The following is a 23003-nucleotide window of genomic DNA, read 5'->3' as shown; positions in this document are numbered from 1 at the left end:
CCGTACCGATGCCGCGGACCGACCTCGTTCGCCTCCGGCGGAGTGGTCACCTCAGGGGTCGCCGAACCCGGCTCTGCCACCGGGGTGAGGCGGGATGCATGCTGGGGGGCGTGAACATCGACGTCCGTCCGCTCATCGGCCCGACCGAGGCCGAGGCCGCGACCCGGCTGCTCGCCGAGGTCTGGGGCACACCGTACGAGTCCTCGCCGATCCCCGGCGATGTCGTCAGATCGATCAGCGCGTGGGGCGGCTGCCTGCTCGGGGCGTTCGACGGCGAGGACCTGATCGGCGTCGTCGTCGGCATCGCCGCCGCACCGCATTCGGACACCCTGGCCTCGCTCATCACCGGGGTGGCGCCGAGGGCGGCGGGCGCAGGTGTGGGCCGACTGCTCAAGTCGGCCCAGCGTGAGTGGGCGGCGGAGCGCGGGGTCGCCGGCATCGAATGGACCTACGACCCGCTCGTGCGCCGCAACGCCCACTTCAACCTCGACCTTCTCGGCGCCGACGTCGTGAAGTACGAGGTCGAGCACTACCCGCCGATCCCCGACGGCATCAACGCCGGCGACCCCACCGATCGCCTCCTCGTGCGCGTCGACGTGCGCTCGGCCGCCCCTCGCGACCCCGCCGACGACCTCGCCGCGCGACTCGGCGCGGTCGTCGTCCTCGACGAGGGGGACGACGGCCGTCCGCGGTTGCACGACCGGCCCGAGGACGCGGCGTGGCTGGTGGGCACCCCCTCCGACGTCGAGACGCTGCGCCGCGAGGACCGCGACGCCTCGCTCGCGTGGCGGCAGGCGGCCCGGGAGGTGTTCCGTGCCGGCGCGGACCGGGTCGTCGCCGGGTTCACCCGCTCCGGCGCCTACCTGTTGACGAAGGGACCGACGTCATGACGACCGCCGCACCGATCGAGGTCGAACTCCGCACCGCCTCACTGCCGCTCGTCCGCCCGTTTCGCACCTCACGCGGTGCGGAGACGGAGAAGGACGTCCTGCTGCTGCGCTGGAGCACGCCCGAGGCCACCGGGTGGGCCGAATGCGGCGCCGACCGCGAGCCCACCTACTACCCCGAGTACATGGCGACGGTCCGGACGGCCCTCGCCGAGGTCCTCGTGCCGATGGCCAGGGACGCTGCCGCTGCCGACGGGCCGACCCTGCCGCTGCTGCGCGCGGCGTTCGCCGACCTCCCCGGGATGCCGCTGGGCAAGGGCGTCGTCGAGACCGCCGTGCTCGAGGCCCAACTCCGCGCGCGGGGGATGTCGCTGTCGACCTACCTCGGCGGGCACCGCGACCGGATCGCCGTGGGGGTCTCCGTGGGCATCCCCGACACCATCGACGAACTGCTCGACTGGGTGCGCGGCTACCTCGACGACGGGTACCGCCGCATCAAGCTCAAGGTACGTCCCGGGTGGGACGTCGAGCCGATCCGCGCCGTGCGCGAGGCCTTCGACGAGGAGCACCGGAAGGCCTACGGCGAGCCCCTGCCGCTGCAGGTCGACGCCAACCAGGCGTACGGCACGGCCGACATCCCGCACCTGCTGCGCTTCGACGAGTTCGGGTTGCTGCTGCTCGAACAGCCTTTCCCCGCCGAGGATCTCCTCGCCCATGCCCGCCTCGCGGCCGACCTGGCCACGCCGGTGTGTCTCGACGAGTCGGTGACCTCGCTCGGCACCGCGGCGACGGCCATCGCCCTGCACGCCGCCGACAGCATCAACATCAAGCCGGCCCGCGTCGGGGGTATGTGAACGCCCGCTCGATCCACGACCTCTGCGCCGCGCACGGGGTGCCGGTGTTCTGCGGCGGGATGCTCGAGACCGGCCTGGGCCGCGCAGCCAACCTCGCGCTGGCCGGACTGCCGAACTTCACTCTGCCGGGCGACATCTCGGCCACGAGCCGCTACTACGCCCGCGACATCACCCAGAGCTTCGAACTCGTCGACGGCCACCTGATCCCGCCGACGGGCCCGGGCAGCGGAGCCGTCCTCGACCTGGACGCCCTCGACGACGTCACGACGAACTCCACCCTGCTCTGAGCCCGCTGCACTGCCCGCAGGACGTCACAGGACGCACGCGGCGTCACAGGCGTGTCCCATCGACGCGTGTCGTGGATCAGCGGGGTGCGGTGGCGGCGATCTCCTGCAGGCCCGCCAGCAGGCGGTCGATGTCGGAGTCGTCGCTGTAGGGCGCGAGGCCGACCCTGATCGCGCCGGTGTCGCCCAGTCCCAGCCTGCGCGAGCACTCCAGCGCGTAGAACGAGGAGGCCGGGGCGTTGATCTGACGCTGCGCCAGGCCGCGGTACACGTCGGCGTCCGGGACTCCGGGCAGCCGGAACAACAACGTCGGGGTACGGCGGGAGGCGCGTGACCACACGGTCGCTCCGAGGTCGGCCAAACCCTGCTCGAGGCGCAGCCGCAGGCGGTCCTCGTGCTCCTCGATCGTGTCCATCGCCGCCAGGATCCGCTCCCGGCGTGAGCCCTGTCCGCCGCCCAGGGAGGCGATGAGGTCGACCGCGGCGGTCGTGCCGGCCATCAGTTCGTACGGCAGGGTCCCGAGCTCGAACCGCTCGGGCACCGCATCGGTCGAGGGGGCGAGCTTGTCCGGCCGCAGCGTCTCGAGGAACGCCGGCGCCGCCGCGAGCACCCCGCAGTGCGGGCCCATGAACTTGTAGGGGGAGCAGAGGAACACGTCGGCGCCCAGGGCGGCGACGTCGATGCCCACGTGCGCCGTGGCGTGCACGCCGTCGACCGCGAACAGGGCCCCGGCGTCGTGCACCAGTGCGGAGATCGCGGCGATGTCGGGGCGGGTGCCGATGAGGTTGCTCGCCGCGGTCACCGCCACGACCCGGGTCCGGTCGGACAGGACCGCCGCGACGTCGTCGACGGTGAGTTCGCCGGTCCCGGGGTCGAAGTCGACCCACCGCACGCTCGCCCCCACCCGCTCGGCCGCCTGCACCCAGGGCCGCACGTTCGCGTCGTGGTCCAGCCGCGTCACGACGACCTCGTCACCGGGGCCCCACCCGCTCGCCAGCGTGCGCGCCATGTCGTACATGAGCTGCGTCATCGACCGGCCGAACACGACCCCGCCGGGATCCGCGCCCAGCAGATCCGCCATGGCTGCCCGGGCGGCGACGACGACCTCCTCGGCGCGGCGCTCGGCTGCCGTCACCGTGCCGCGGTTGGAGATGCCCGAGGTGAGGACCCGAGCCATCGTGCCCGCCACGGGCGCCGGGGTCTGGGTGCCACCCGGACCGTCGAAGTAGGCCGTTCCGTCGGCGAGGGCGGGGATCTGGGAACGCAACGTGGTGACGTCATACATGTGACGATCCTGCACGATGGGCCTCGCGAGCGGGGCGGCGAGATCGTCATCACCCGGACCGAGGACGACCGAGGTCTCGCGCTGGCCGTAAGGTTGCGACGAACACGACGACATCAGGAGGAAGCACATGAGCCGGACGGCCCGCATCGAACTCGATGGGCAGTCGTATGAGTTCCCCGTGGTCGAGGGCACCGAGAACGAACTCGCCATCGACATCAGCAAGCTGCGCTCGGAGACGGGCTACATCACCCTCGACGACGGGTACAGCAACACCGGGTCCTGCAAGTCCGAGATCACGTTCATCGACGGTGACCAGGGCATTCTGCGCTACCGCGGTATCCCCATCGAGGAGCTGGCCGAGAAGAGCACCTTCATCGAGTCCGCCTACCTGGTGATCTTCGGCAAGCTGCCGAACCAGGAGGAGCGCGACCGTTTCGCAGGCCTGCTCTCCGATCACGCGATGGTCGACGAAGGCATGAAGAAGCACTTCGACGCCTTCCCGCCGGACGCCCACCCGATGGCCATCACCTCCGCGATGGTCAACCTCATCTCCGGGTACGAGCCCGACAACACCTCCATCGACTCCGAGAAGGAGATGGAGGAGGCCGCTGCCAAGCTCATGAGCAAGGTGCGCACCATCGCGGCCGCCAGCTACAAGGCGTCCATCGGGGAGCCGATCGTGTACCCGCGGTACGACCTGCGGTACGCCGAGAACTTCCTGCACATGATGTTCACCAAGCCGTACAAGCCGTACGAGCCGACGCCGGCCGTCTCCAAGGCCCTCAACCTGTTCCTGCTGCTGCACGCCGACCACGAGCAGAACTGCTCCACGTCGACCGTGCGCATGGTCGCCTCGAGCCAGGCCAACCTGTTCGCGAGCTGCTCCGCGGGCGTCAACGCCCTCTGGGGTCCGCGTCACGGTGGCGCCAACGCGGCGGTCATCGAGATGCTCGAGCAGATCCGCGACAGCGACATGGACGTCAAGGAGTACGTCCGGCGGGTGAAGAGCAAGGAGGACGGGATCAAGCTCATGGGCTTCGGTCACCGCGTCTACCGCAACTTCGACCCGCGCAGCAAGATCCTGCGTGCGGCCGCGGACGACATGCTCGAGGAGCTCAACGTCACCGACCCGCTGCTCGACATCGCGCAGGAGCTGGCGGACGCCGCTCTCGAGGACGACTACTTCGTGGAGCGCAAGCTGTACCCCAACGTGGACTTCTATTCCGGAATGATCCTGCGGGCCATGGGCATTCCCGTGAACATGTTCACGGTGATGTTCGCCATCGGCCGGATGCCCGGCTGGATCGCCAACTGGAAGGAACTCCAGGAGGACCCGAAGAACCGGATCTATCGCCCGCGGCAGATCTACGTGGGCCCCACCGACCAGCACTGGGTCGCGCGCGAGGACCGCTGAGCCTCCGCGCTCCTGGCAGGTAGGACGCATCCACCGGCCGGACGGCGAGCCGATCGACGAGGGCGGGCACGCATGGCGCGTGCCCGCCCTCCGGCGTCCGCTCCGCCGCCGTCGTTCACCCTCGATAGCGGACGAACACGGGGGCCAGGGCCGAGGCGAGGACGACGCCGACGATGACGAGGAGCCCGCCGGCGGTGATCGTCCATCCCGGGCCGATCACCGGGGAGGCCGCCCCGTGCGCGACGTCGGCCAGGCGCGGCCCACCGGCGACGACGACGATGAACACGCCCTGCAGCCGCCCGCGCACGGCGTCGGTGGCCGAGGCCTGCAACATGCTCTGCCGGAACGCCGCCGACGCCATGTCCGCGGCGCCGCCCACGGCGAGCGCCACGGCCGCGACCGCCAGCCAGAACCCGGCTCGGCCGTCCGCGGCCAGCACCGCGAGTCCGAGCACGACGACGGCCGCACCCCAGACGACGATCGAGACGACCACGGCCAGACCTTGCCGCTGCACCCGGGAGACCCACCCCGACACCACCCCGCCGAACACCATCCCCGCGGGCATCGCCGCGAATAGGACGGCGTAGGCCAGGCCGCCGCCGGGCGGTCCGCCGAACGACACGTCGGCCACCTCGGGGAAGAGGGCCCGCGGCATCCCGAAGAACATGGCGATGATGTCGACGACGAACGACATCAGCAGCACCGGATGACCGCGTAGGTACACGAATCCGTCGACGACCGAGCGCAATCCGGGTCGTCCCTCGGCGCCCTCGACGGGCAGCGGGGGCAGCGAGATCACCGCCCAGAGGGTGGCGAACAGGCACAGGGTGTCGATGAGGTACAACCACGAGAACCCGAGCACGGGGATGAGCACCCCGCCGAGCAGGGGTCCCACGACGGCACCCGCGCCGAACAGCGTCATCGACAGGGAGTTGGCGGCGGGCAGAAGGTCGGGGGTGAGGATCTTCGGCAGCACCGCGCTGCGCGTGGGTTGATTGACCGCGAAGAAGGCCTGCTGCACCGCGAACAGCCCGAGCAGGAGCCACACGTTCTGGTTGCCGAGCAGCGCCTGCAGCCAGAATCCGGCCGTGGTGATGATCAGGCCCCACGTGGTGATGAGCAGGATCGTGCGGCGATCGAAGACGTCGGCGAGCGCCCCACCCCAGAGCCCGAAGACGACGAGCGGCACGAGCCCGAAGAGCCCGGTCAGACCCACGTAGGCCGAGGAGGAGGTGATGACGTAGATCTGCGCCGGCACCGCCACGATCGTCAGTTGAGCCCCGATGACGGTGACGATGTTCGCGGTCCACAGTCGCCGGAAGTACGGATTCTGCAGTGGTCGAGTGTCGGCCAGGTGCTGCCGGAACCTCACACCATCTCCTCGTGGGTCGATCCGCGCCCGAAGATGCCGCGGCCACCCCAGATGATGCCCCAGATCCGCCGGCGGCTCGCTCAGCCCTGGTGGATCGGAGCGAGGGGGACGTCGTTCTCGGCGGCCCAGGCCTGCCAATCGGCGACCGGGCGGGTGGCGAACACCGCCGCGTACGCCTCGGCGGTGCCGTCGACCTCCAGGAGTTCACGTGCCCGTCGCTCGAAGTGCGGTTCGAGGGCGGCCAGGGCGATCCATCCGTCCTGCGCCGCGTAGATGCCGTAGGCCGGAAGGGCGCCGTCGAGGGGTCCGCCGGCGGAGGTCATCCCGTAGGCCACCGGTCTGGCCGCGTCGTGGGCCGCGTCGGAGAGGGCGACCTCGCGCCGGCATCCCGCCCCCGTGGCGTCGCGGACCCGCAGCGCGACCAACGCCTCCGAGACGGCACGTTCGGCGCCGAACATGTCGGCGACCAGGGTGGTGGGCATGGCCGGGGGTCGGATGAGCCCCTCGGTGGCCTGGTAGGTGAGGTCGTGACCGGCGATGTCGGCGCCCTCGCCGGGGTGGCCGACGATGTCGATCTGGCAGAGCCGCGGGTGGCGTTCGTGCAGGGTGGCGAAGTCGACCGAGAGCCGCCGCAACGCCGACGCGCGGGAGGAGGTGACGAGGAGGTCCGCCTCGTCGAGCAGGTCGGCCATCCGGGCACGGCCGACCTCGCTCTTGAGGTCGAGGGTCGTCACCTGCTGGCCTCGGTGCAGGTCGGCGAACCACGGTGGGCAGTACTGCTCGAGGGGATCGCCCGAAGGTGGCAGGACAGTCGTCACCGCGGCGCCGTAGCGGACCAGCCGTTCGACGGTGACCGGGCCGGGCACGTTGAGCGCGATCGTGACCACACGGACGTCGGCGAGGGGCCGGGCCGCGTCGAGGCCTGCGTCGTCGCTGTGACTGGTCATGGTGTCTCCTCCCACAGTGCCGCGGTGGCCTCCGACAGCCGGAACGCCTGTCCGTCGTCCGTCGCCGTCTCCAACCATGCCTCGTGGGCGGGTCGAAGTCGGCGCCAGTCGTCGTCGGTCATGGCATACCAGGCAGTGTCGCGGTTGCGGCCCTTGTAGACGAGCGCGTTGCGCCACACTCCCTCGAACCGGAACCCCAGGCGCAGGGCGGCGGCGCGCGAGGCCGAGTTGAGCGCGTCGCACTTCCATTCGTAGCGTCGATAGCCGGAGTCGAAGACGTGACTGGCGAACAGGGTCATCGCCTCGGTGGCGGCGACGCTCCGCCGCAACCGACCGCCGTAGCTGATGAACCCGATCTCGGCGGAACCGAGCCGCGGTTGCACCCGCAGGTAGCCGCCCATCCCCAGCACCGCACCGTCGGGATCGGTGATGACGTGCGGCATCCAGCCCTCCGTCCGGAGGTAACCGTCGATGACGCGACGCATGTCCTCGACGTCGTGCGGCGGGTCCGACGGCATGTAGGTCCACTGCGAGGGGTCCGGACCCAGCGCCTCCCACATGCCCTCGGCGTGCTCGGGAGTCAGCGGCGCGACCGCGACGGTCCGCCCGGTGGCGGTGAGCATCGCGAGCGGCTCGGGCGGCACCCACGACACCTCGCGGCCGACGGGCTGCCCGAACTCGTTGGTCCCCATGTCCGCGATCCTGTCAGAGCAGCCCGGCCCCCGGGCTGATCAGCGCCTCAGGACCTGCCATCGACGTCCCTGGTCGGGCCTCGGAGGGGATCGGCATCGGCCACGACCGGAGTCACCGCGCCACCCCGTTCACCGACACGAGCTCCTCCTTGCGGTAGCCGGCCGATGCCTCGGCGGAGGCCTTGGCCCCCGCACCCACCGAGCCCTCGGCGCCGTACTCCCCCTCGCTCGTGACCTTGTACTTCAGCTCCCGTCTCTCCGTGTCATGGCCGCTGACGTCGGTGGCGATGTCCCACAGCTTCTCCGAGGCTCCTTGGACGTCTCCGTTGTCGAGGTCGTTCTTGATCGCTGCCGCCTCGCCAGGCGAGACCACCCTGACGCGCTGCTTCTCGTCGATGAGGTCATCGCCGGCCTTCTGCGTGCGCACCGACCGCTCGAGGGTCGCGGACCCGTCGGGACGGGTCCGCAGCGTCACCGCCGCGGCTGCCGCGATGCCGACGGCTGCGGTGTTCACGCCCATCACGTCCTCGAAACCCGACACCGAGTCGAGCTTCCACTTGCCCACGGACGGCAGCTTCTCGAGGACGGGGGACAGGATGGGGTCCGCCTTCTCCCCGACCTCGACAGCGCCTGCCAACTTCATCGTGGTCACGCTGGAGCCGTCCGCCATCAGTTCAGCCCGGACCGACGACTCGATCTCCGCCTCGGCCTCGGCACCGAACAGACCAGGGGCCTCGCCCTCGGCGTGCGCACTGATCCGACTCTTGCCTTCGATGAGCGCGCCCACGTTCACGCTCTCTGGGGGGACGAACGACGCCGGATCCCCTGATGAGGCCAGCAACCGCGCCAAATACGGCACGAGGTCGTCCTTCTCCATGTCCACGACGACGCCGAGGCCTCTTGAAAGGACCCCCCGATCCCGGCGTCGACCCCAGCCGTGGCCTTGCCCGGACCGGTCTTGAGTTTGGATCGCTGACCGCCGCTCGCAGCAACCCCGACGCCCGCCTCGTCGATCACCCGGAGCCTGATCCGGCCGTCTTCGAGCTCCTCCGACTCCACCTTGATGCCCTTCTCGCCGAGAGCGAAGGCCCACGTGAGGGCAGCGTCGGCATCACCGGTCCATCGGTGCGTCACCACGGGTGGGAGCAGGTCGTGAGTCTCCGCCGAGCTGGCAAGGGCGGACACTTCGGGGATCGGCGGTGGAGGTGGCGCCGCCGCGATGGCTGCTGCGGTGGCTGTGGACGCCGCCAGCAGCTCGGCGTGGATCGCCCGCACCTCCGTCAGGTGCTGCAACCACTGCTGTTCAGGACCCGTGTACCCGGCGTCGAGAGTGATCGATCCGCGACTGATCGCGTCGCCGGCGGCATGGTCGGAGACACCCGCCCGATACGTCGCCTCGGCGGTCCCGCGGAGCGCGTCCATGCGTCGCTTCAACGCCTCGACGGTGTCGGCGAACTGCAGCAGTTGGCTGCAGACCGTCGCGTACGTGCCCTGAGCACGCGCCATCGTCGGTGAGAACGCGGTTCGTCGCTCGCGGTACAAGTCGCCCTCAGCGCCGACCCACGAGTCGACGCTCAGCGTCGCGAGGTTCTCGACGGCGTCGGCGGCGACGGTCGCGAACCGGCGGTACGGCTCCACGGAGGATCGGATCATCGCCGGGTCGGCCGTGATGGTGAACGACTCGGCCGGGAACGGTGAGAAGACCGGGATGACGGGCGATCTGATCTGGTCGGTCACGGCACCTGACCGCCCATGCCCGACCACGTGGCCGCCCGCTGCTGCTCCGCCTCGGCCATCGTCGCGCCTGCCCGCGCGACCACCGCCGAGTACCCGCTGAGGCTCTGCTGCCACTGCGTCAGCGCCGTCTCCCAGGCGGCGGAGAAGGTGCGCATGGCCTCCGCGACGTTCTCGGCCTCACCCAGCCCGGCCACCTGCGCGCACCGACGGCCCGCGGCGACGGTCTGCGCGCACTGCGCCAGACCGTCGGCCGCCACCCGGACCGCGTTCGTGTCGACGGCGAATCCGCCGCCTCCTGTCCCGATCTGCGTCATGTCTCCCACCCGCTCGTCCGTCAGCGACGAACGAAGTCCAGCGGGTGTGAGCGGCCGGTGGGAGGTCGGGCCGAGCGGCGGTGGACGAGTGGGCCTCGGTCCTGCCGCTGTGGACGACGCGGGTCAGTTCGCCGGAGCGAACCCTGAACTGGTCGTCGCCAGCCAGCGCAGCGAGGGTTCGATGTAGGGGCCCCAGACCTCCGCCCGGTGGCTGCCCTCGGTCAACCGGGTCGGGGTGACCGACAACGGCGGCTGAGCGCTCTTGACCAGCGCGGTCGTCGTCTTCTCCGACGACGGGTCCTGCGCCGAGGTCAGTGTCCACAACGCCACCGACGGCGGCTTCTTCTGCGCCAGCGCCACGAGGTCGTAGCGGCGCGCCTCCGGGCTCTTGGGTCCGAAGGGCACGTACGGCGGGTCCATCCTCGGACGGGCGTAGCCACCGAGGGAGATCGCCGCGCTGTACGTGGTCGGGTGCAGCATCGTCGACATCATCGAGCACCAGCCGCCGGCGCTGTACCCGAACGTCGCCCACGACTCACGCGCCGAGTCGACCCGGAAGTTGCGGTACACCCACTCCGGGATGTCCTTGGTCAGCCAGGTCTCCACCGCCGGGTTCTTGCCGCCGCCGTCGACGCACTCCGTGTCGAGCTTGTTCGGGGCCCAGTGCGGGATGACGACGATCGGCAGCTTCATCTGCTTCTCCAGCGCCAACTTCTCGAGGGTCTCGTCGAGGTGGAAGACGCGGAAGGTGGCCAGCGGAGCGGGAAGGAACCCGTGATAGACCTCGAGCACCGGGTAGGACATGGCGCGGTCCTCGCTGTAACCGGGCGGGAACCACACGGTCACATCACTGGAGAACCCGCTCTTGGGGCCTTTGACGGTGAAGGTCTGATACCCGCCGTTGGTGGTCGGGGTGAGGGAGAGCGGCAGCCGGTCGCGCTCCGAGGTGGGCAGCGACTGCAGCGGACTCGGGCCGACCGAGGCCTTGGCGGCGGCGGCCGGTGCGCCACCGACGGTCTGTGCGGCCGGCACGGTCGGGATCGGCTCGCCCGACAGGTCGGTCCACACCTCGTCCCACGTGGAGTACCAGCCGTATTCGGCGTTGATCGGCATGAGCACGTTGAGCACGGCCAGCAGCATGACGACGGCGAGCGCGACGAGCCGCCGCAGCACGGCCAGCACGCTGGTCTGAGCCGCCTTCCCCCAGCGGATCACGATCCAGAGCACGGCGACGACCAGCGCGACGCGTAGGAGCAGGACGAAAGTGGTACTGGTCAGGCTGAACATGATTCTCCGATCGACGCCTCTCGCATGGTGAGTCGACTTGCTGGAGGATTACTGGACACCACCTGGATGCGCGTCAGTTGCACGTCGGCGTCAGCCCGAGCCCGGCTCCTGGGCCAGGCCGGAGCAGCGCTTCGCCGCGTCGGCCGCCTGCGTCACCGCAGCTCGCGAGGCCGTCGGATCCTGCGGGACCCCACCGCCGGAGATGATCTTCGGCGCCCACTCGTAGGCCTTCACGACCGAGGTGCGGGGGTCCTGGCCGTTCTTGCGGGCCCGGACGGAGTCCGCGTCGACTGAGACCGACAACACACCCGAGGAGCGGGATCCGGGGCTCGCGTTGTACCAGACGAAGTTGCCGGTCCCGTAGCCGACGAAGGTCCGCCCGGTCCATCCCGACCCCTGCGGACGGTGGGCGTGGGTGCCGACGATCACGTCGACCCCGGCGTCCCCGAGCACCCGCGCCGTCTCGACCTGCCGCTCGTTGGGGCAGGTGGAGCCCTCGGTGCCCCAGTGCATGTAGGCGACGACGAGGTCGTGGTCGCGCACGGCCTCCGTCGCCGCGCGCGTGAACCGGTCGCGTTCGACGTTCTGGGCGACGCCCGGCTTGTCGGGGCCGGCGGAGTGGTTCGCGTACGTCTCCTCGGCGATCTCCGTCGCCGCCACGATCCCGACCCGGACCCCCTGGACGTCGACGGACACCGGGGCGTAGGCCGCGCTCTCGTCCTTGCCGAATCCGGCGACGGGGATCGGACTCTTCGCGATGGCGGCGAGGGTGTCCTCGATCCCCGTCCGTCCGTAGTCGGCGGCGTGGTTGTTGGCCATCGACACCGCGTCGACGCCGGCGCTGGACAGCACGTCGAGCGCGGCCGGTGGCGCGCGGAAGGTGTAGGTCTTGGCGGCCGGCGAGCCGCGCTCGGTCAGTGCCGTCTCGAGGTTGACCATCGCGAAGTCCGCTGCCGCCAGCTCGGGCAGCCGCGTCGCCCACTCGTCCTTGCCGTCCCGCAGGAGAGGGGCGAGCTGTCGCTCGAAGTGCACGTCCCCGGCGAAGGCCAGGGTGATCTGCCGGGGGTTCGCCGGCGACGGCGGGGACGAGGTCGAGGGTGATGCGGACGCCGATGCCGAACTCTGCGCGGGGCCGGGCGATGCCTCGGGTGCGGAGTCGTCGGAGGCGGGCGGCGGGGCACTCGCGCATCCTGCGACCGTCAGTGCCGCCAGCAGGGGCACTCCGCACAGCGGAACACGAACGCGCGGCCGGAGTGCGTGGGGCATGTCAGCCAGGGTAGGCGGGCCCGCGCCGACGCACGGGCCGACACGTGGCCATGAAGGATCGAATCTCCTGCCTCGACAGGTGGATCCATGCCCGGGCTCCTAACCTGGGGCCATGGAATTCCGATACCTCGGCGACAGCGGACTCAAGATCAGTGAGATCACCTACGGCAACTGGCTGACCCACGGCTCACAGGTGGAGAACGAGGTGGCCACCCGGTGTGTGCGGGCGGCGCTCGACCTCGGGATCTCCACCTTCGACACCGCCGACGTGTACGCGAACACCAAGGCCGAGAGCGTTCTCGGCGAGGCACTCAAGGGCGAGCGTCGCGAATCGCTCGAGATCTTCACCAAGGTCTACTGGCCCACCGGCCCGGCCGGAAAGAACGACACCGGCCTGTCCCGCAAGCACATCCTGGAGTCGATCAACGGCTCCTTGACGCGCCTGCAGACCGACTACGTCGACCTCTACCAGGCTCACCGGTTCGACACCGAGACTCCGTTGGAGGAGACGATGCAGGCGTTCGCCGACGTCGTCCGCTCCGGCAAGGCCCTCTACATCGGCGTCAGCGAATGGACGGCCGAGCAGATCCGCGGGGGCACCGGTACGCCCAGGAGCTCGGGTTCCAGCTCATCAGCTCCCAGCCGCAGTACTCGATGCTGTGGCGGGTCATCGAGGACGAGGTCGTGCCGACCTGCCGTGAGCTGGGCATCTCCCAGATCGTGTGGAGCCCGATGGCCCAGGGGGTGCTCTCGGGCAAGTACGAACCCGGCCAGGCTCCGAAGGAGGGAACGCGCGCCGCGCACGAGGAGGCCGGTGGCTCCATGGGCGACTTCATGAACGAGCGGGTACTCACGGCCGTGCAGGAACTCAAGCCGATCGCCGCCGACGCCGGGCTCTCCATGCCTGCCCTCGCCATCGCGTGGGTGCTGCAGAACGACAACGTCGCCGCCGCGCTCGTCGGCGCCTCCCGCCCCGAACAGCTCGAAGAGAACGTCAAGGCCGTCGGGGTGAAGCTGGAGGAGTCGATCATGCAGCGCATCGACGCGGCGCTGTCGGGCGTCTCCGAACGCGACCCGGGCAAGACCGCCGAACGCGCACCCAAGACCCGCGTCTGCTGACCGGGGTTGCCCGATCACGCCGACGGTGGGCGGGTTCGAGGGAGGCGATGCTCACCCCGCCCCGGAGATCTCCCGCTCGAGTTCGGCCAGCGTCGCGGGCAGAGGGACGGATTCCTGCTGCCCGACAGGCTTGGGGTCGGTGGGCGAGCCCGTGAGTGAGACGTATCCCTGGTCGTTCCCGTACGTCGAGTGGACCGACAACCCCTCGAAGGTCACGCCCGGATCGTTGAGGAAGAGGAGGACCGAGCGACCAGCTGTCAGCGGTGTCTTCTTCTCCGAGAGGGTGACGCGCGTCTGATCGGGTTGGATCACGTGAATCCGATCCACCGCATCACCCTTGTAGACCTTGTCGACAGCGACCTCGTAGACGACGCTGGGAATGTCGTTCTCCGAGTTGCCGCCGACCTGTGATGCCTCGTCCGCCTTCTTGGGACCGGAGACGACCTTTCCTCGCACGATCAGTTGGGACGCCTGAGCAAGCTCTTTCACGGAGGTGAAAGTGGGGTAGTCGGAGGACAGGGTCGGCATCGGAGCTGATGCGGAACCGGAGAGGTTGCCCGCGCCCGGCGGCGACGCGGCGACCGCAGGGGCCTCGGGAGTGGTGCCGCATCCGCCGACGACGCTCACCGCGGCGAGCAGCGTTCCTGCCAGAACCGTCTTCTTCATCGACACGTTCACTCCTTCGATAGCGGCCGTCTCTTTGGTTCGGTGACGACGACAGCCCGGTCACGCCGAGGGTCGGCGCAGGCGTGCTGCGAGGCCGCTCGCGCGGCGGGCTCGACGGTCGAGGGCGGCGCGGACCGTGGCCTCTGACCCGACGACGGTGACCGAGCGTCGGGCACGGGTGACCGCTGTGTAGAGGAGTTCGCGTGTCAGCAGCGGCGAGTCGCCCGGCGGGAGCATGACCGTGATGTCGTCGGCCTCGCTGCCCTGGGCCTTGTGCACGGTCATCGCGTGCAAGGTCTCGACGTCGGACAACCGGGTGGCGGCCAGCACTACCGTGCCGGACGACCCGGCCATGACGGCCACCGGCGGCTCGCCCGTCTCTCCCTGCACGACGACGCCGGTGTCTCCGTTGTAGAGGCCGAGGCCGTAGTCGTTGGTGGTGACGAGCAGCGGGCGACCCACGTACATGAGGTCGTACAGACCGTCACCGGTCTCCTCGGTGAGCCACCCCTCGACGCGCCGGTTCCACGTCCGCACCCCGTGGGCCCCCGCCCGGTGCACGCACAACACCCGGTGCCGTCCGAGGACCTCCAGGGCGAGGTCGCCGTCACCGGCGCGCGCCGCCTCACGGACGGCGGTGGCGTGCGCGACCAACCGCGGCCGGAGAACGGGCGCCGGGTCCTCGTCCTCCACCAGACGCATGGACTCGCCCGTGCGCAGCACGTCGAGCACCGCATCGGTGTCGCCGGCACGGACGGCGCGCGCCAACTCACCGATGGCCCCCGAGTACCGGTGCGACCCGGTGAGCCGGACGACCTCGGCGACCGGGCGGTGGTCACCGTCCGGACCGGGCGTGTCATCGTCACCGTCGCCGGGGTCGTGACCAGGAACATCACCGTGCCCGTCGCCGTCTCCGCCGCCGTCGAGACCACCGACGAGGTCACCCAGCACCGCACCGGCGTCGACCGAGGCGAGCTGGTCGGCATCGCCCACGAGGACGAGGCGGGTCGTCGGCCGCAGCGCCTCGAGCAGGCGCGCGGTGAGCGTGAGGGACAGCATCGACGACTCGTCGACGACCACGACGTCGTGCGGGAGCGTGTTGCTCCGGTCGTGCCGGAACCGGGTGCGCGATCCCGGCCGCCACCCGAGCAACCGGTGCAGCGTCGAGGCCTCGAGACCCTCCAGCCGGGCTCGGGCGTCGCCGGGAAACGCGGCCGAGGCAGCGGCGACCGCCTCCTGCAGTCGGGCGGCGGCCTTGCCGGTGGGCGCGGTCAGGGCGATCCGCAACGGCTCGTCGCTCTGATCGGCCAAGACGGCGAGGAGTCCCGCCACCGTCGTCGTCTTGCCACTGCCGGGGCCACCGGTGAGAACACCGGTCATCGACCTGGCCAGACGCGCCGACGCCTCACGCTGTTGCCGGTGTCCGGCGTCGGGAAAGATCCTGCTCAGGCTGTGTTCGAGCCGGTCCTCGTCGGTCGGCGTCGCCGACACCTCCCGCCGCGCCAGCAGGTCGGCACACACGCTGCGTTCCTCACCCCAGTAGCGGTCGAGGTAGAGCAGGCCCTCCTCGATCCGCAGCACACCGGCCGCCACCAGGGGACTCGCCGCGACGGCCTCCATCCAGGGTCCCGCCTCGGGCCACGGCAACCGATCGACGGGAGCCGCACCGTGCCCGTCGCGCTGCCCGACGTCACCGGGTTCGCCCGGCAGATCCGGGTCGTCGATCACCTCGGGGGCCAACTCATGGCCCGTGGCGAGGTCGAGGCAGGTGGATCCGTCGCGCACCACCCGCACGAGCAGCGCGGAGGCGAGGAGCACGCGGGGGTCGGTCTCCTCGGCGAGCGCCGCGAGCCGGATCGCCACGTGCACGTCCGCGGCCCGCAGGTACCCGGCCCGGTTGAACGTCGCGAGCGGTTCGGGGGCGCGCAGGGCGTACCGGGCGTCGAGGTCGAGACCCCCACCACCTCCGACAGTGACCGGGATCGATGCCGTCGGGCTCATCGCGCGCCTCCGTCGAGCAGCAGGGACAGGTCCTCGACCAGGGCGGCGGGCGGACGCCACGAGAACACTCCGCACGGACGACCGTCGACGACCGGGGTCGCCGGTCCGCACATGCCGCGCACGTAGAGGTAGAGCACCCCGCCGAGATGGACCTCGGGGTCGTATCCCGGCAACCGCCACCGCAGGTAGCGGTGGAGCACGACCGCATAGAGCAGCGCCTGCAAGGGGTAGTCCGAATGACCCATGGCCCGATCGAGGTTGTCCGGCACGTACGCAGCGGCGGTGAGCGGTTCTTCGAAGGGGCCGAGCCAGTTGGTCTTGTAGTCCGCCACGAGATAGCGCTCCCCGACCCGCAGCACCACGTCGAGCGACCCCGTGAGGTACCCACGCAGGACCTGCCCGCCGAGCTCCGGGCGGTCGAGTTCGTCGGCGTAGGGACGGATGGGGTCGCCCTCGGGCAGGTGCGTACGCAGGAGGGCGGCGATCTCACCCAGCCGTGCCTGCAGGGGCGTGCCCGGCTCGTCACCACCGGCCAGCGGCAGCTCGAACTCCACCTCGCAGAGCCGGTTCTCCCGGCCGACGTCGCGCAGCGTGGTGCCCGGGGCGAGGGGTCCCAGCGGCGTGTCGCACACCGCGACCAGCGCCTCGGCGAGGACGTCGGTCTCGAGGTCGACCGGCCACATCACGCGGGACTCCTCGATGCGGTCGCGGAACTCGGCCCGCAGATCACCCGCCCGGGGGTCTGCCTCCTCGAGCACGGCGTGCACGAGCGATCCGAACCGGGCGCCCACGGGCAGCGACGCCATCGGTGAGGGCAGGTCACCCGGCAACGCCGGCGGCGGCTCGGGCACGGGTAGACCGGCCTCGTCGTCGGTGCCGACGACCTCGGGTTCGCTCGTGGCGGCACCGAGGGCGTGGACGCCGGCGTCGCGGGTGAGTGAGCTGTAACTGGTCCGCCGCCACGTGTGATCGACCCCGCGGGTGAAGGGGCGGACCGCGAGGGCCGGCACGTCGGCCGTCACCTCGACCTCGACCGGCTGTTCGTGGAGGGCCGGCTCGATCACCGGGCCGCCGACCGCCTCCCAGGCCCGCAGACGGGCTACGGTCTCGACATCGCTGCTGATCGGAGCCTCATCGGGGACGACGGACTCCCCCGGCGCACGCCCGAGCAGCAGACGGTGCAACGGCGAGCCGAGCGTGTTGGCCGTCGGTGCCCACCACGCGACGACATGGCCCTGGGCGCGCGTCAGGGCGACGTAGGCGAGGCGCAGGGATTCACCCGCCTCCTCGGCCAGGTGCGCGGCAGCGTTCGCGCGACGGCCCGGGTGCGGGCCACCGACGTCGACGGCGCGCTCCCGATGACCCTGGGCATCCGGGGGTGCGTGGAACGTGGGACGGACCGGCTCGGGGACCCAGCGGTCGAAGAGGAAAGGCACGTAGCAGGCGACGTACTGCAGCCCCTTGCTGCCGTGGATGGTGACGAGCTGGACCGCGGCGGCATCGCTGTCGAGCCGGCGCCGCCGGGTCGCCGAGCCGGTGCGGCGCTCGTCCTCGCGCATGTCCTGGAGTCGTTGGATGAGGGCGACCAGACCGAGCCGGCCGTCGTGGGCCTCGGTGTGCAGGATCTCGGCGAGGTGACGCAGATCGGTGAGGTCGCGTTCGCCTCCGATGCGCGAGAGCAGGCGGGCGGAGAGGCCCTCGGCGTCGATGGTGGCCATGACGGCGGCCAGGCCGCGGGTGGCGAACAACTCGCCGCAGCGCCGCAGCCGTCCGGCCAGGGCGTCGGTGAGCCGGTCGCCCCCGGCGTCGATGGCCTCCGCGGTGTAGCCCATGAGGTCGGTGAGGGCGGCCGCCCGCACGAGGCCGGTGCGGTGGGGGGCGTCCATGGCGACGAGCAGCGCGAGCCAGTCCGCTGCTGCCGGCGTCTCGACGACGCTGCCCGTACCGGCGAGGACGGCCGGGATCTTCTTGGCGTGCAAGGCGTCTCGCACGTACTGCAACTGCCTGGAGGTGTGCGCGAGGACGGCGACGTGCCGTGGCAGGACGGGTTCGCCGTCGAACGTCGCCCCCGAGGTGAGGAGCGCCGCGATCTCCTCGGCGACGTCGGCGGCGATCCGCGGCCGGATCTTGCCCACCGACGGCAGACGGTCGGCACGCCACTTGAGCGTCGACCGGTCGAGCACCCGCACCCGGAAGGAGGCACTCGCCGGAGCACCGACGAGACGACTTCCCGGGTGGGCGGCGCCGACGTCGTGGACGACGATGCCCTCCTCGCCCAGTCGCGCACCCCGCAGGACGGCCTGCAGCCGATCGAGCAGGTCACCGTCGGTGCGGTGGTTGCAGCCGAGGGTCTGCCGGGTGGTCGCGGTGGCGGCGGCGTCGAGGTAGGTGACGATGTCGCCGCCCCGGAAGGCGTAGATCGCCTGCTTGGGGTCGCCGATGAGCACGAGCGTCGCGACACCGGAGAAGGCCCGCTCGAGCACGGTCCACTGCACCGGGTCGGTGTCCTGGAACTCGTCGACGAGCACGACCTTCCAGCGCTGCCGCATGCGTTCGCGGGCCGGGGAGTCGGGCGCCTCGAGGGCATCGGCCAACCGGCTGAGGAGGTCGTCGTAGCCGAGCAGCCCGGCGCGACGCATCCGGAGGGCCACCTCGTCGCGCACGGCCCTGGCGAAACCGGCACGTCGCGCGGCGGGCGAGCCCGCCGCGGCGTCGACGGGCTCGATCCGCGCCTGGGGATTGCCGACCACGTCGGCCGCGATGGCCCGTGCCTCGGCGAGGGTGAACACCGGGGAGGCGTCGTCGTGCGCGAAACCGCGGAGGTACAGGTCGTCGACGACCTCGCGCACGAGGTCGGAGGGGTCCTCGACCAGGGTGGCGTCCCGCTCGGTGTCGCCGGCGACGCCGAGGGAACGCAGCACGGTCTGGCAGAACTGGTGCGTGGTGGCGATCGTGGCCGAGTCGAAGGAGGCCAGGGCGGTGACCACACGCGCCTGACGCAGAGCCAATTCGGCTGGTGGTGCGTCGAGGAGGAGGTCGATGAGCGGTTCGCCCCGCGGCGCCGAGGCCGGGTCAGCGAAGGCCCGCGAGGCCTCGACGAGGTGATCGCGCACCCGGGCCCGCAACTCCTGGCTGGCGGCGCGGCCGAAGGTGACGACGAGCATCTCGTCGAGATCGACCACACCCTCGGCGACGTAGCGGGTGACGAGGGCTCCGATGGTCCACGTCTTGCCGGTGCCGGCGCTGGCCTCGAGCAGGACGGTGCCCGTGGGCAGCGGCGCGGTGATGTCGAACGTCTCCAGTGGGGTCTCCAGGCCGGCTTGGTCGCTCATCACACCCGCCTCCCGCCGGCGATCTCCGGCTCCCACACCCGCACGGCGTACCGGCCCAACCGGGTCGGTTCGGAGTTCCAGTCCTCGTCAGCGCCCGACCCGGCGAGCAGCACCTCCAGCGGCGCGGCCGGGCCGTACACCCGGGCGGAGGACGGATCGGCGTGTTCGCCGGGGAAGGCGTCCGCGCGGTTGCGGTTGGTCTCCCACGCCTGACGGGCCGCATCGATCGGCGCGGCCAGATCGCGTGCGGCGAACGCGTCCTCGGCGCCGACGTCACGGCGCCGGCCGGCGGCCTCGGCATAGGCCAGAGACGTCTTCGGCGGCAACGGGATCGGCTCGCACAGGCCACGGTCGCGGACGTCGACGAGGTCGGCGAGCCACTCGGCCGCCGCGGTGGGCGGCAGCGGCCCCCACATCCGGTGCACCGCCCCGCCGCGGCTCTTGGCGACCACGTGCGCCGTCCACGGCGTGTCCGGGTGGGCGACGGTGAGCGCGAGCAGGTCGATCCAGGCCCGCAGCCGCGCCTTGGCCGACAGCGAGGAGTACGACACCGTCAACAGGTCGGTCCCGTGCACGCCGGTCACCGTGCCGGTGAGTCGGCGTCCACCGGCCAGCCCCACGGTGACGTCGACCGCGCGGGCCGGGACGGCGCGCAGCGGCCCCGCGGCCTGCATGAGCGCGCGCACCACCTTCACCACGTCCTCGACCGTGCGGTCGCCGAGCCGCGCCGGTGGCACGAGCCCCCGGGCCGTCTCCGCCCGTACGGCGTGGTCGGGGTGGACCCCGGCGAGGGCGTCGTGGAGGATCCGTTCGCCCACGCCCCACTTCTCCAGGCCGTCGAGTTCGACCGGCATCGCATCGAGATCGGTGTCCTCCTCCCGCAGGGGGATGACGTCCAACCTCTCGCGCAGGAAGGCGCGGGCGGGGTTGGCGAAGAAGCCGTGCAGCCGGTCCAGGGCCACGTCCTCACGCGCGTCGGGCATCGGAGGCAGGGCGCCGGTGAGGAACGGAGACTTGGGGGCGCGGAGCCCGGACAATGCCCGCGCGCCCTCGTAGGCGGCACGGTCGAAGGTGGCCGGTGTCGGCGGCTGCAGGAGTCGGGGATCGAAGGGTTGCAGCGGGTGGGTGCACACGATCCTCGAGCCCGACGCATCGTGCAGGCCGTCGGCGAGTCCGTGCACCGCGTCGAGGAGCTCGCCGACGGGCACGGCCGGTGGACGGATCGACCCGTCGAGGTCGCTGGCACCGCTGTAGGTGATGACGAGGTGGTCGCGAGCCGCCATGACGGCGTCGAGCAGCAGTTGCCGGTCCTCGCTGCGGCGGTCGCGCTCCCCGGTGTGCGGATCGCGGGCGAGCACGTCGTCGCCGTCGACGGTCTCGACCCGCGGGAACACGCCGTCGTCGAGGCCGACGAGGGCGACGACACGATGCGGCACCGAGCGCATCGGCACCATGGTGCACACCGTCAGGGTGCCGGTGCGGAAGTTGGCCCGGGTGGGCCGGCCACCGAGGCGCCGGTCGAGGAGTCGGCGCACGTCGGGGAGCCGCACGCGGGTGTCCGTGCGGGCCGAGTCGGCGACCGCGGCGAGTTCGCGGTCGAGCTGCGCCGACTGCCACGCGTCCGTCGTCGACACCGACGTCAGGGCGGCGACCCCGGCCCGTAGGACGTCCATCCACTCCCGCACGCCCTCGGCGGCCACGAGAGCGTCGATGCACGCCTGCATCCGGTCGGCGAACTCGACGAACCTCCCGACGAGATCGATGTCGCCGCTCCCGACGTCGTCGATGGGCAGCACGGCACCGAGGTGGCTGCGGTCGAGACCGCCACTCGCCTCGGGCACGACGGCCTCGGCCATCGCGACCCCGAGCAGCAACCGGTCGAGCCCCGCCCGCCACGTGTTCTGCTCGAACGTCGACAACCGGTAGGTGGCGCGGTGCTCGGCGTCGAGCCCCCATCGGATGCCGGCGTCAGCGATCCAGGCCTCGATCTTCTCCAGCGCGTCCTCGTCGAACCGGAACCGCCGGGACACGGCGGGGTGGGTGGCGAGGTCGAGCACCTGGGAGACGGTGACGCGACCGGCGGCCAGGTCGAGGAGCCCGAGGGTGACCTGGAACAGGGGATTGGTGGCCACGAGCGACCTGTCGGCCAACCGCACCCGGAATCCGTGTGCGGGGTGGGCGAAGTCGCCGGCCTCCTCGCCGAGGCCGAACGCGGCCGAGAACAAGGGGGCGTAGGCCTCGATGTCGGGGCACATGACGAGGATGTCGCGGGGCTCGAGCGTCGGGTCGTCCTCGAGCAACCCGGTGATGACGTCGCGGAGCACCTCGACCTGCCGGGCCGGCCCGTGGCAGGCGTGGACGCGGAGGGAGTCGTCGGACTCCGCGTCGACCGCGCGCCGTCGCCGCACCTCCGCGTCGGCGGGGGTGTCGGTCGCCAGGTCGTGCTGGAGCATCTGCAGCACCGTGGTGGGTTCGGGGGCGGTGCGCTCTCGCCTGCCTCGGCGTCCCCGGGTGCGATCTGCCCGTGGTCGACGGCCTTCGTCACCGCGAGGCTGCGTTGCAGCTCACGGGAGTCGCGGCCCAGCGAGGCCAGCAACGGGTGGGCGACGAGCCCGACCGAGGTGTCCTCGGCCCGCCGGATCGGACCCGCGCTCACGGCATCGGCCAAGCGGTCCCACGCGGCCGGAGACGCCTGCGGCAGCCACAGGTGCACGTCGCGGTGGACGGCGAGCGCGCTCAGCAGCTCGACCTCGGTGGCGGCGAGCCGCGTGTGTCCGAACATCGACAGGCGTGCCGGCAGGTCGAGGCTCTGGGGTGAGGTGGTCAACGCCGTCACGACCGCGGCGTGCCGGACGTCGGGGGGCGTGTGCGGGGCGAGATCGCCGGCGGCTCCGGCGAAACCCCCGGAAGTTCCCGAGCCCCCTGCGGCGGCGTCGTCGGCAGCGGCGCGCGCGATCTCGTCGACCACCTCGCGCCAGAGCCGCGCCTGCCACGCCAGATCGCCCTCGATGCCGGTGAGCCGGCCGGCCTGCCACTCGGCGAGCAGCGAAGGCCGCTGCCGGGCGTAGTAGGCGAAGAGGGTGGCCAGGTGGCGGGCCAGGGCGTACCGACGACCGATCCGCAGCTCGGCCTCCAGGCCCGTGTGTTCGCGGCCGAGGTGACGGGCCACGGTGCGCAGCCAGTCGGCCTCCAGATGCGCGTCGACGACGTCGAGGACGGTCCACGTGAGCCGGTCGACGGCGAACGGGTCGTCGGGTCGAGCCGCGAACGGCGAGGACGGGCGACCCGTGAGCAGCGTGACGAGCGAGGACGGAGACACGAACCGCACTCCCGCACAGACACCGTCGGTCCGCGGACGGAACTCCGCCCCCGCCTCGGCGCCCACTAGCCCCGACGTGCCGAGCCGGTGCGACAACCGCTGGGTCAGCCATCGCTCGATGCCCTTGGCGGGGACGACCACGACCTCCTGCGCCAGAGGGTCGGGGAGCGGGTCGGCGAGCATCCCGGCGAGTCCGCGAGCCAGCGAGGCCGTGTCGACCGCGCGAT

General features: G+C 71.4%; 14 protein-coding genes and 4 pseudogenes. 4 read left to right on the top strand and 14 right to left on the bottom strand.

What is annotated here, in order from left to right:
* Window positions 1–110: 110 nt before the first annotated feature.
* Together QQK49_RS20260 and menC are read left to right on the top strand one after the other, a co-directional pair.
* Complete coding sequence (locus QQK49_RS20260; RefSeq protein ID WP_284305563.1) at window positions 111–890, top strand: GNAT family N-acetyltransferase; 780 nt, start codon at window positions 111–113, stop codon at window positions 888–890.
* Window positions 887–2028: pseudogene (gene menC / locus QQK49_RS20255) on the top strand (o-succinylbenzoate synthase). The gene QQK49_RS20260 and the pseudogene menC overlap by 4 nt, the downstream one beginning before the upstream one ends.
* Before the next feature lie 76 nt (window positions 2029–2104).
* Here the strand turns inward: menC and QQK49_RS20250 are convergent.
* Window positions 2105–3310 carry a cysteine desulfurase-like protein gene (locus tag QQK49_RS20250; protein WP_284305562.1) on the bottom strand — a complete coding sequence of 402 codons (1206 nt, stop codon included), beginning with the start codon at window positions 3308–3310 and terminating at the stop codon, window positions 2105–2107.
* Window positions 3311–3437: 127 nt separating this feature from the next.
* Between QQK49_RS20250 and QQK49_RS20245 the strand changes: the two genes are divergently transcribed.
* Window positions 3438–4724 carry a citrate synthase gene (locus QQK49_RS20245; protein WP_284305561.1) on the top strand — a complete coding sequence of 429 codons (1287 nt, stop codon included), beginning with the start codon at window positions 3438–3440 and terminating at the stop codon, window positions 4722–4724.
* Between the two features lie 115 nt (window positions 4725–4839).
* Here QQK49_RS20245 and QQK49_RS20240 read toward each other — a convergent pair whose 3' ends face one another.
* The 8 genes from QQK49_RS20240 to QQK49_RS20205 form a co-directional block, all read right to left on the bottom strand.
* On the bottom strand, window positions 4840–6096 hold the full coding sequence (locus tag QQK49_RS20240; protein WP_284305560.1) for an MFS transporter: 1257 nt from the start codon (window positions 6094–6096) through the stop codon (window positions 4840–4842).
* Window positions 6097–6176: 80 nt separating this feature from the next.
* On the bottom strand, window positions 6177–7043 hold the full coding sequence (locus tag QQK49_RS20235) for a CoA transferase (protein ID WP_284305559.1): 867 nt from the start codon (window positions 7041–7043) through the stop codon (window positions 6177–6179).
* Window positions 7040–7735 carry a GNAT family N-acetyltransferase gene (locus tag QQK49_RS20230; RefSeq protein WP_284305558.1) on the bottom strand — a complete coding sequence of 232 codons (696 nt, stop codon included), beginning with the start codon at window positions 7733–7735 and terminating at the stop codon, window positions 7040–7042. The genes QQK49_RS20235 and QQK49_RS20230 overlap by 4 nt, the downstream gene beginning before the upstream one ends.
* A 112-nt stretch (window positions 7736–7847) precedes the next feature.
* Window positions 7848–8522 carry a hypothetical protein gene (locus tag QQK49_RS20225; RefSeq protein ID WP_284305557.1) on the bottom strand — a complete coding sequence of 225 codons (675 nt, stop codon included), beginning with the start codon at window positions 8520–8522 and terminating at the stop codon, window positions 7848–7850.
* 2 nt (window positions 8523–8524) lie between these two features.
* A complete protein-coding gene (locus tag QQK49_RS20220; RefSeq protein ID WP_284305556.1) occupies window positions 8525–9472 on the bottom strand; it encodes a hypothetical protein in 948 nt (315 codons plus the stop codon).
* Window positions 9469–9786: a hypothetical protein gene (locus QQK49_RS20215; RefSeq protein WP_284305555.1), complete on the bottom strand. Its 318-nt coding sequence runs from the start codon at window positions 9784–9786 to the stop codon at window positions 9469–9471. The genes QQK49_RS20220 and QQK49_RS20215 overlap by 4 nt, the downstream gene beginning before the upstream one ends.
* A gap of 123 nt (window positions 9787–9909) precedes the next feature.
* Complete coding sequence (locus QQK49_RS20210; RefSeq protein WP_284305554.1) at window positions 9910–11073, bottom strand: alpha/beta hydrolase; 1164 nt, start codon at window positions 11071–11073, stop codon at window positions 9910–9912.
* A 90-nt stretch (window positions 11074–11163) separates the two neighbouring features.
* Entirely contained in the window at window positions 11164–12339 is a 1176-nt protein-coding gene (locus QQK49_RS20205) for a CapA family protein (protein ID WP_284305553.1), read from the bottom strand.
* Between the two features lie 112 nt (window positions 12340–12451).
* Between QQK49_RS20205 and QQK49_RS20200 the strand changes: the two are divergent.
* A pseudogene (locus QQK49_RS20200) lies at window positions 12452–13458 on the top strand (aldo/keto reductase family protein).
* 51 nt (window positions 13459–13509) lie between these two features.
* On the opposite strand, the gene QQK49_RS20195 reads toward QQK49_RS20200, so the two are convergent.
* From QQK49_RS20195 to QQK49_RS20175, 5 genes and pseudogenes are all read right to left on the bottom strand, one after another.
* Window positions 13510–14130 (bottom strand): hypothetical protein, encoded by a 621-nt coding sequence (locus QQK49_RS20195; RefSeq protein ID WP_284305552.1) that lies wholly within the window; start codon window positions 14128–14130, stop codon window positions 13510–13512.
* Between the two features lie 54 nt (window positions 14131–14184).
* The gene (recD, locus tag QQK49_RS20190; protein ID WP_284305551.1) at window positions 14185–16125 is read right to left on the bottom strand and encodes an exodeoxyribonuclease V subunit alpha; all 1941 of its coding nucleotides are present in this window, start codon (window positions 16123–16125) and stop codon (window positions 14185–14187) included.
* Entirely contained in the window at window positions 16122–19457 is a 3336-nt protein-coding gene (locus QQK49_RS20185; protein WP_284305550.1) for a UvrD-helicase domain-containing protein, read from the bottom strand. The genes recD and QQK49_RS20185 overlap by 4 nt, the downstream gene beginning before the upstream one ends.
* Window positions 19457–21922, bottom strand: a pseudogene (gene recC, locus QQK49_RS20180) (exodeoxyribonuclease V subunit gamma); the annotation flags it as partial. The pseudogene recC and the gene QQK49_RS20185, both read right to left, overlap by 1 nt.
* Before the next feature lie 143 nt (window positions 21923–22065).
* Window positions 22066–22959 (bottom strand): annotated as a pseudogene (locus QQK49_RS20175) (exodeoxyribonuclease V subunit gamma); the annotation flags it as partial.
* Between the last annotated feature and the right edge of the window lie 44 nt (window positions 22960–23003).

This window comes from Mobilicoccus caccae (assembly GCF_030161635.1).
Taxonomy (GTDB): Bacteria; Actinomycetota; Actinomycetes; order Actinomycetales; family Dermatophilaceae; genus Mobilicoccus; species Mobilicoccus caccae.
The sequence above is the reverse complement of the archived record's forward strand: the minus strand, read 5'-3'. Positions and strand labels throughout refer to the sequence as shown.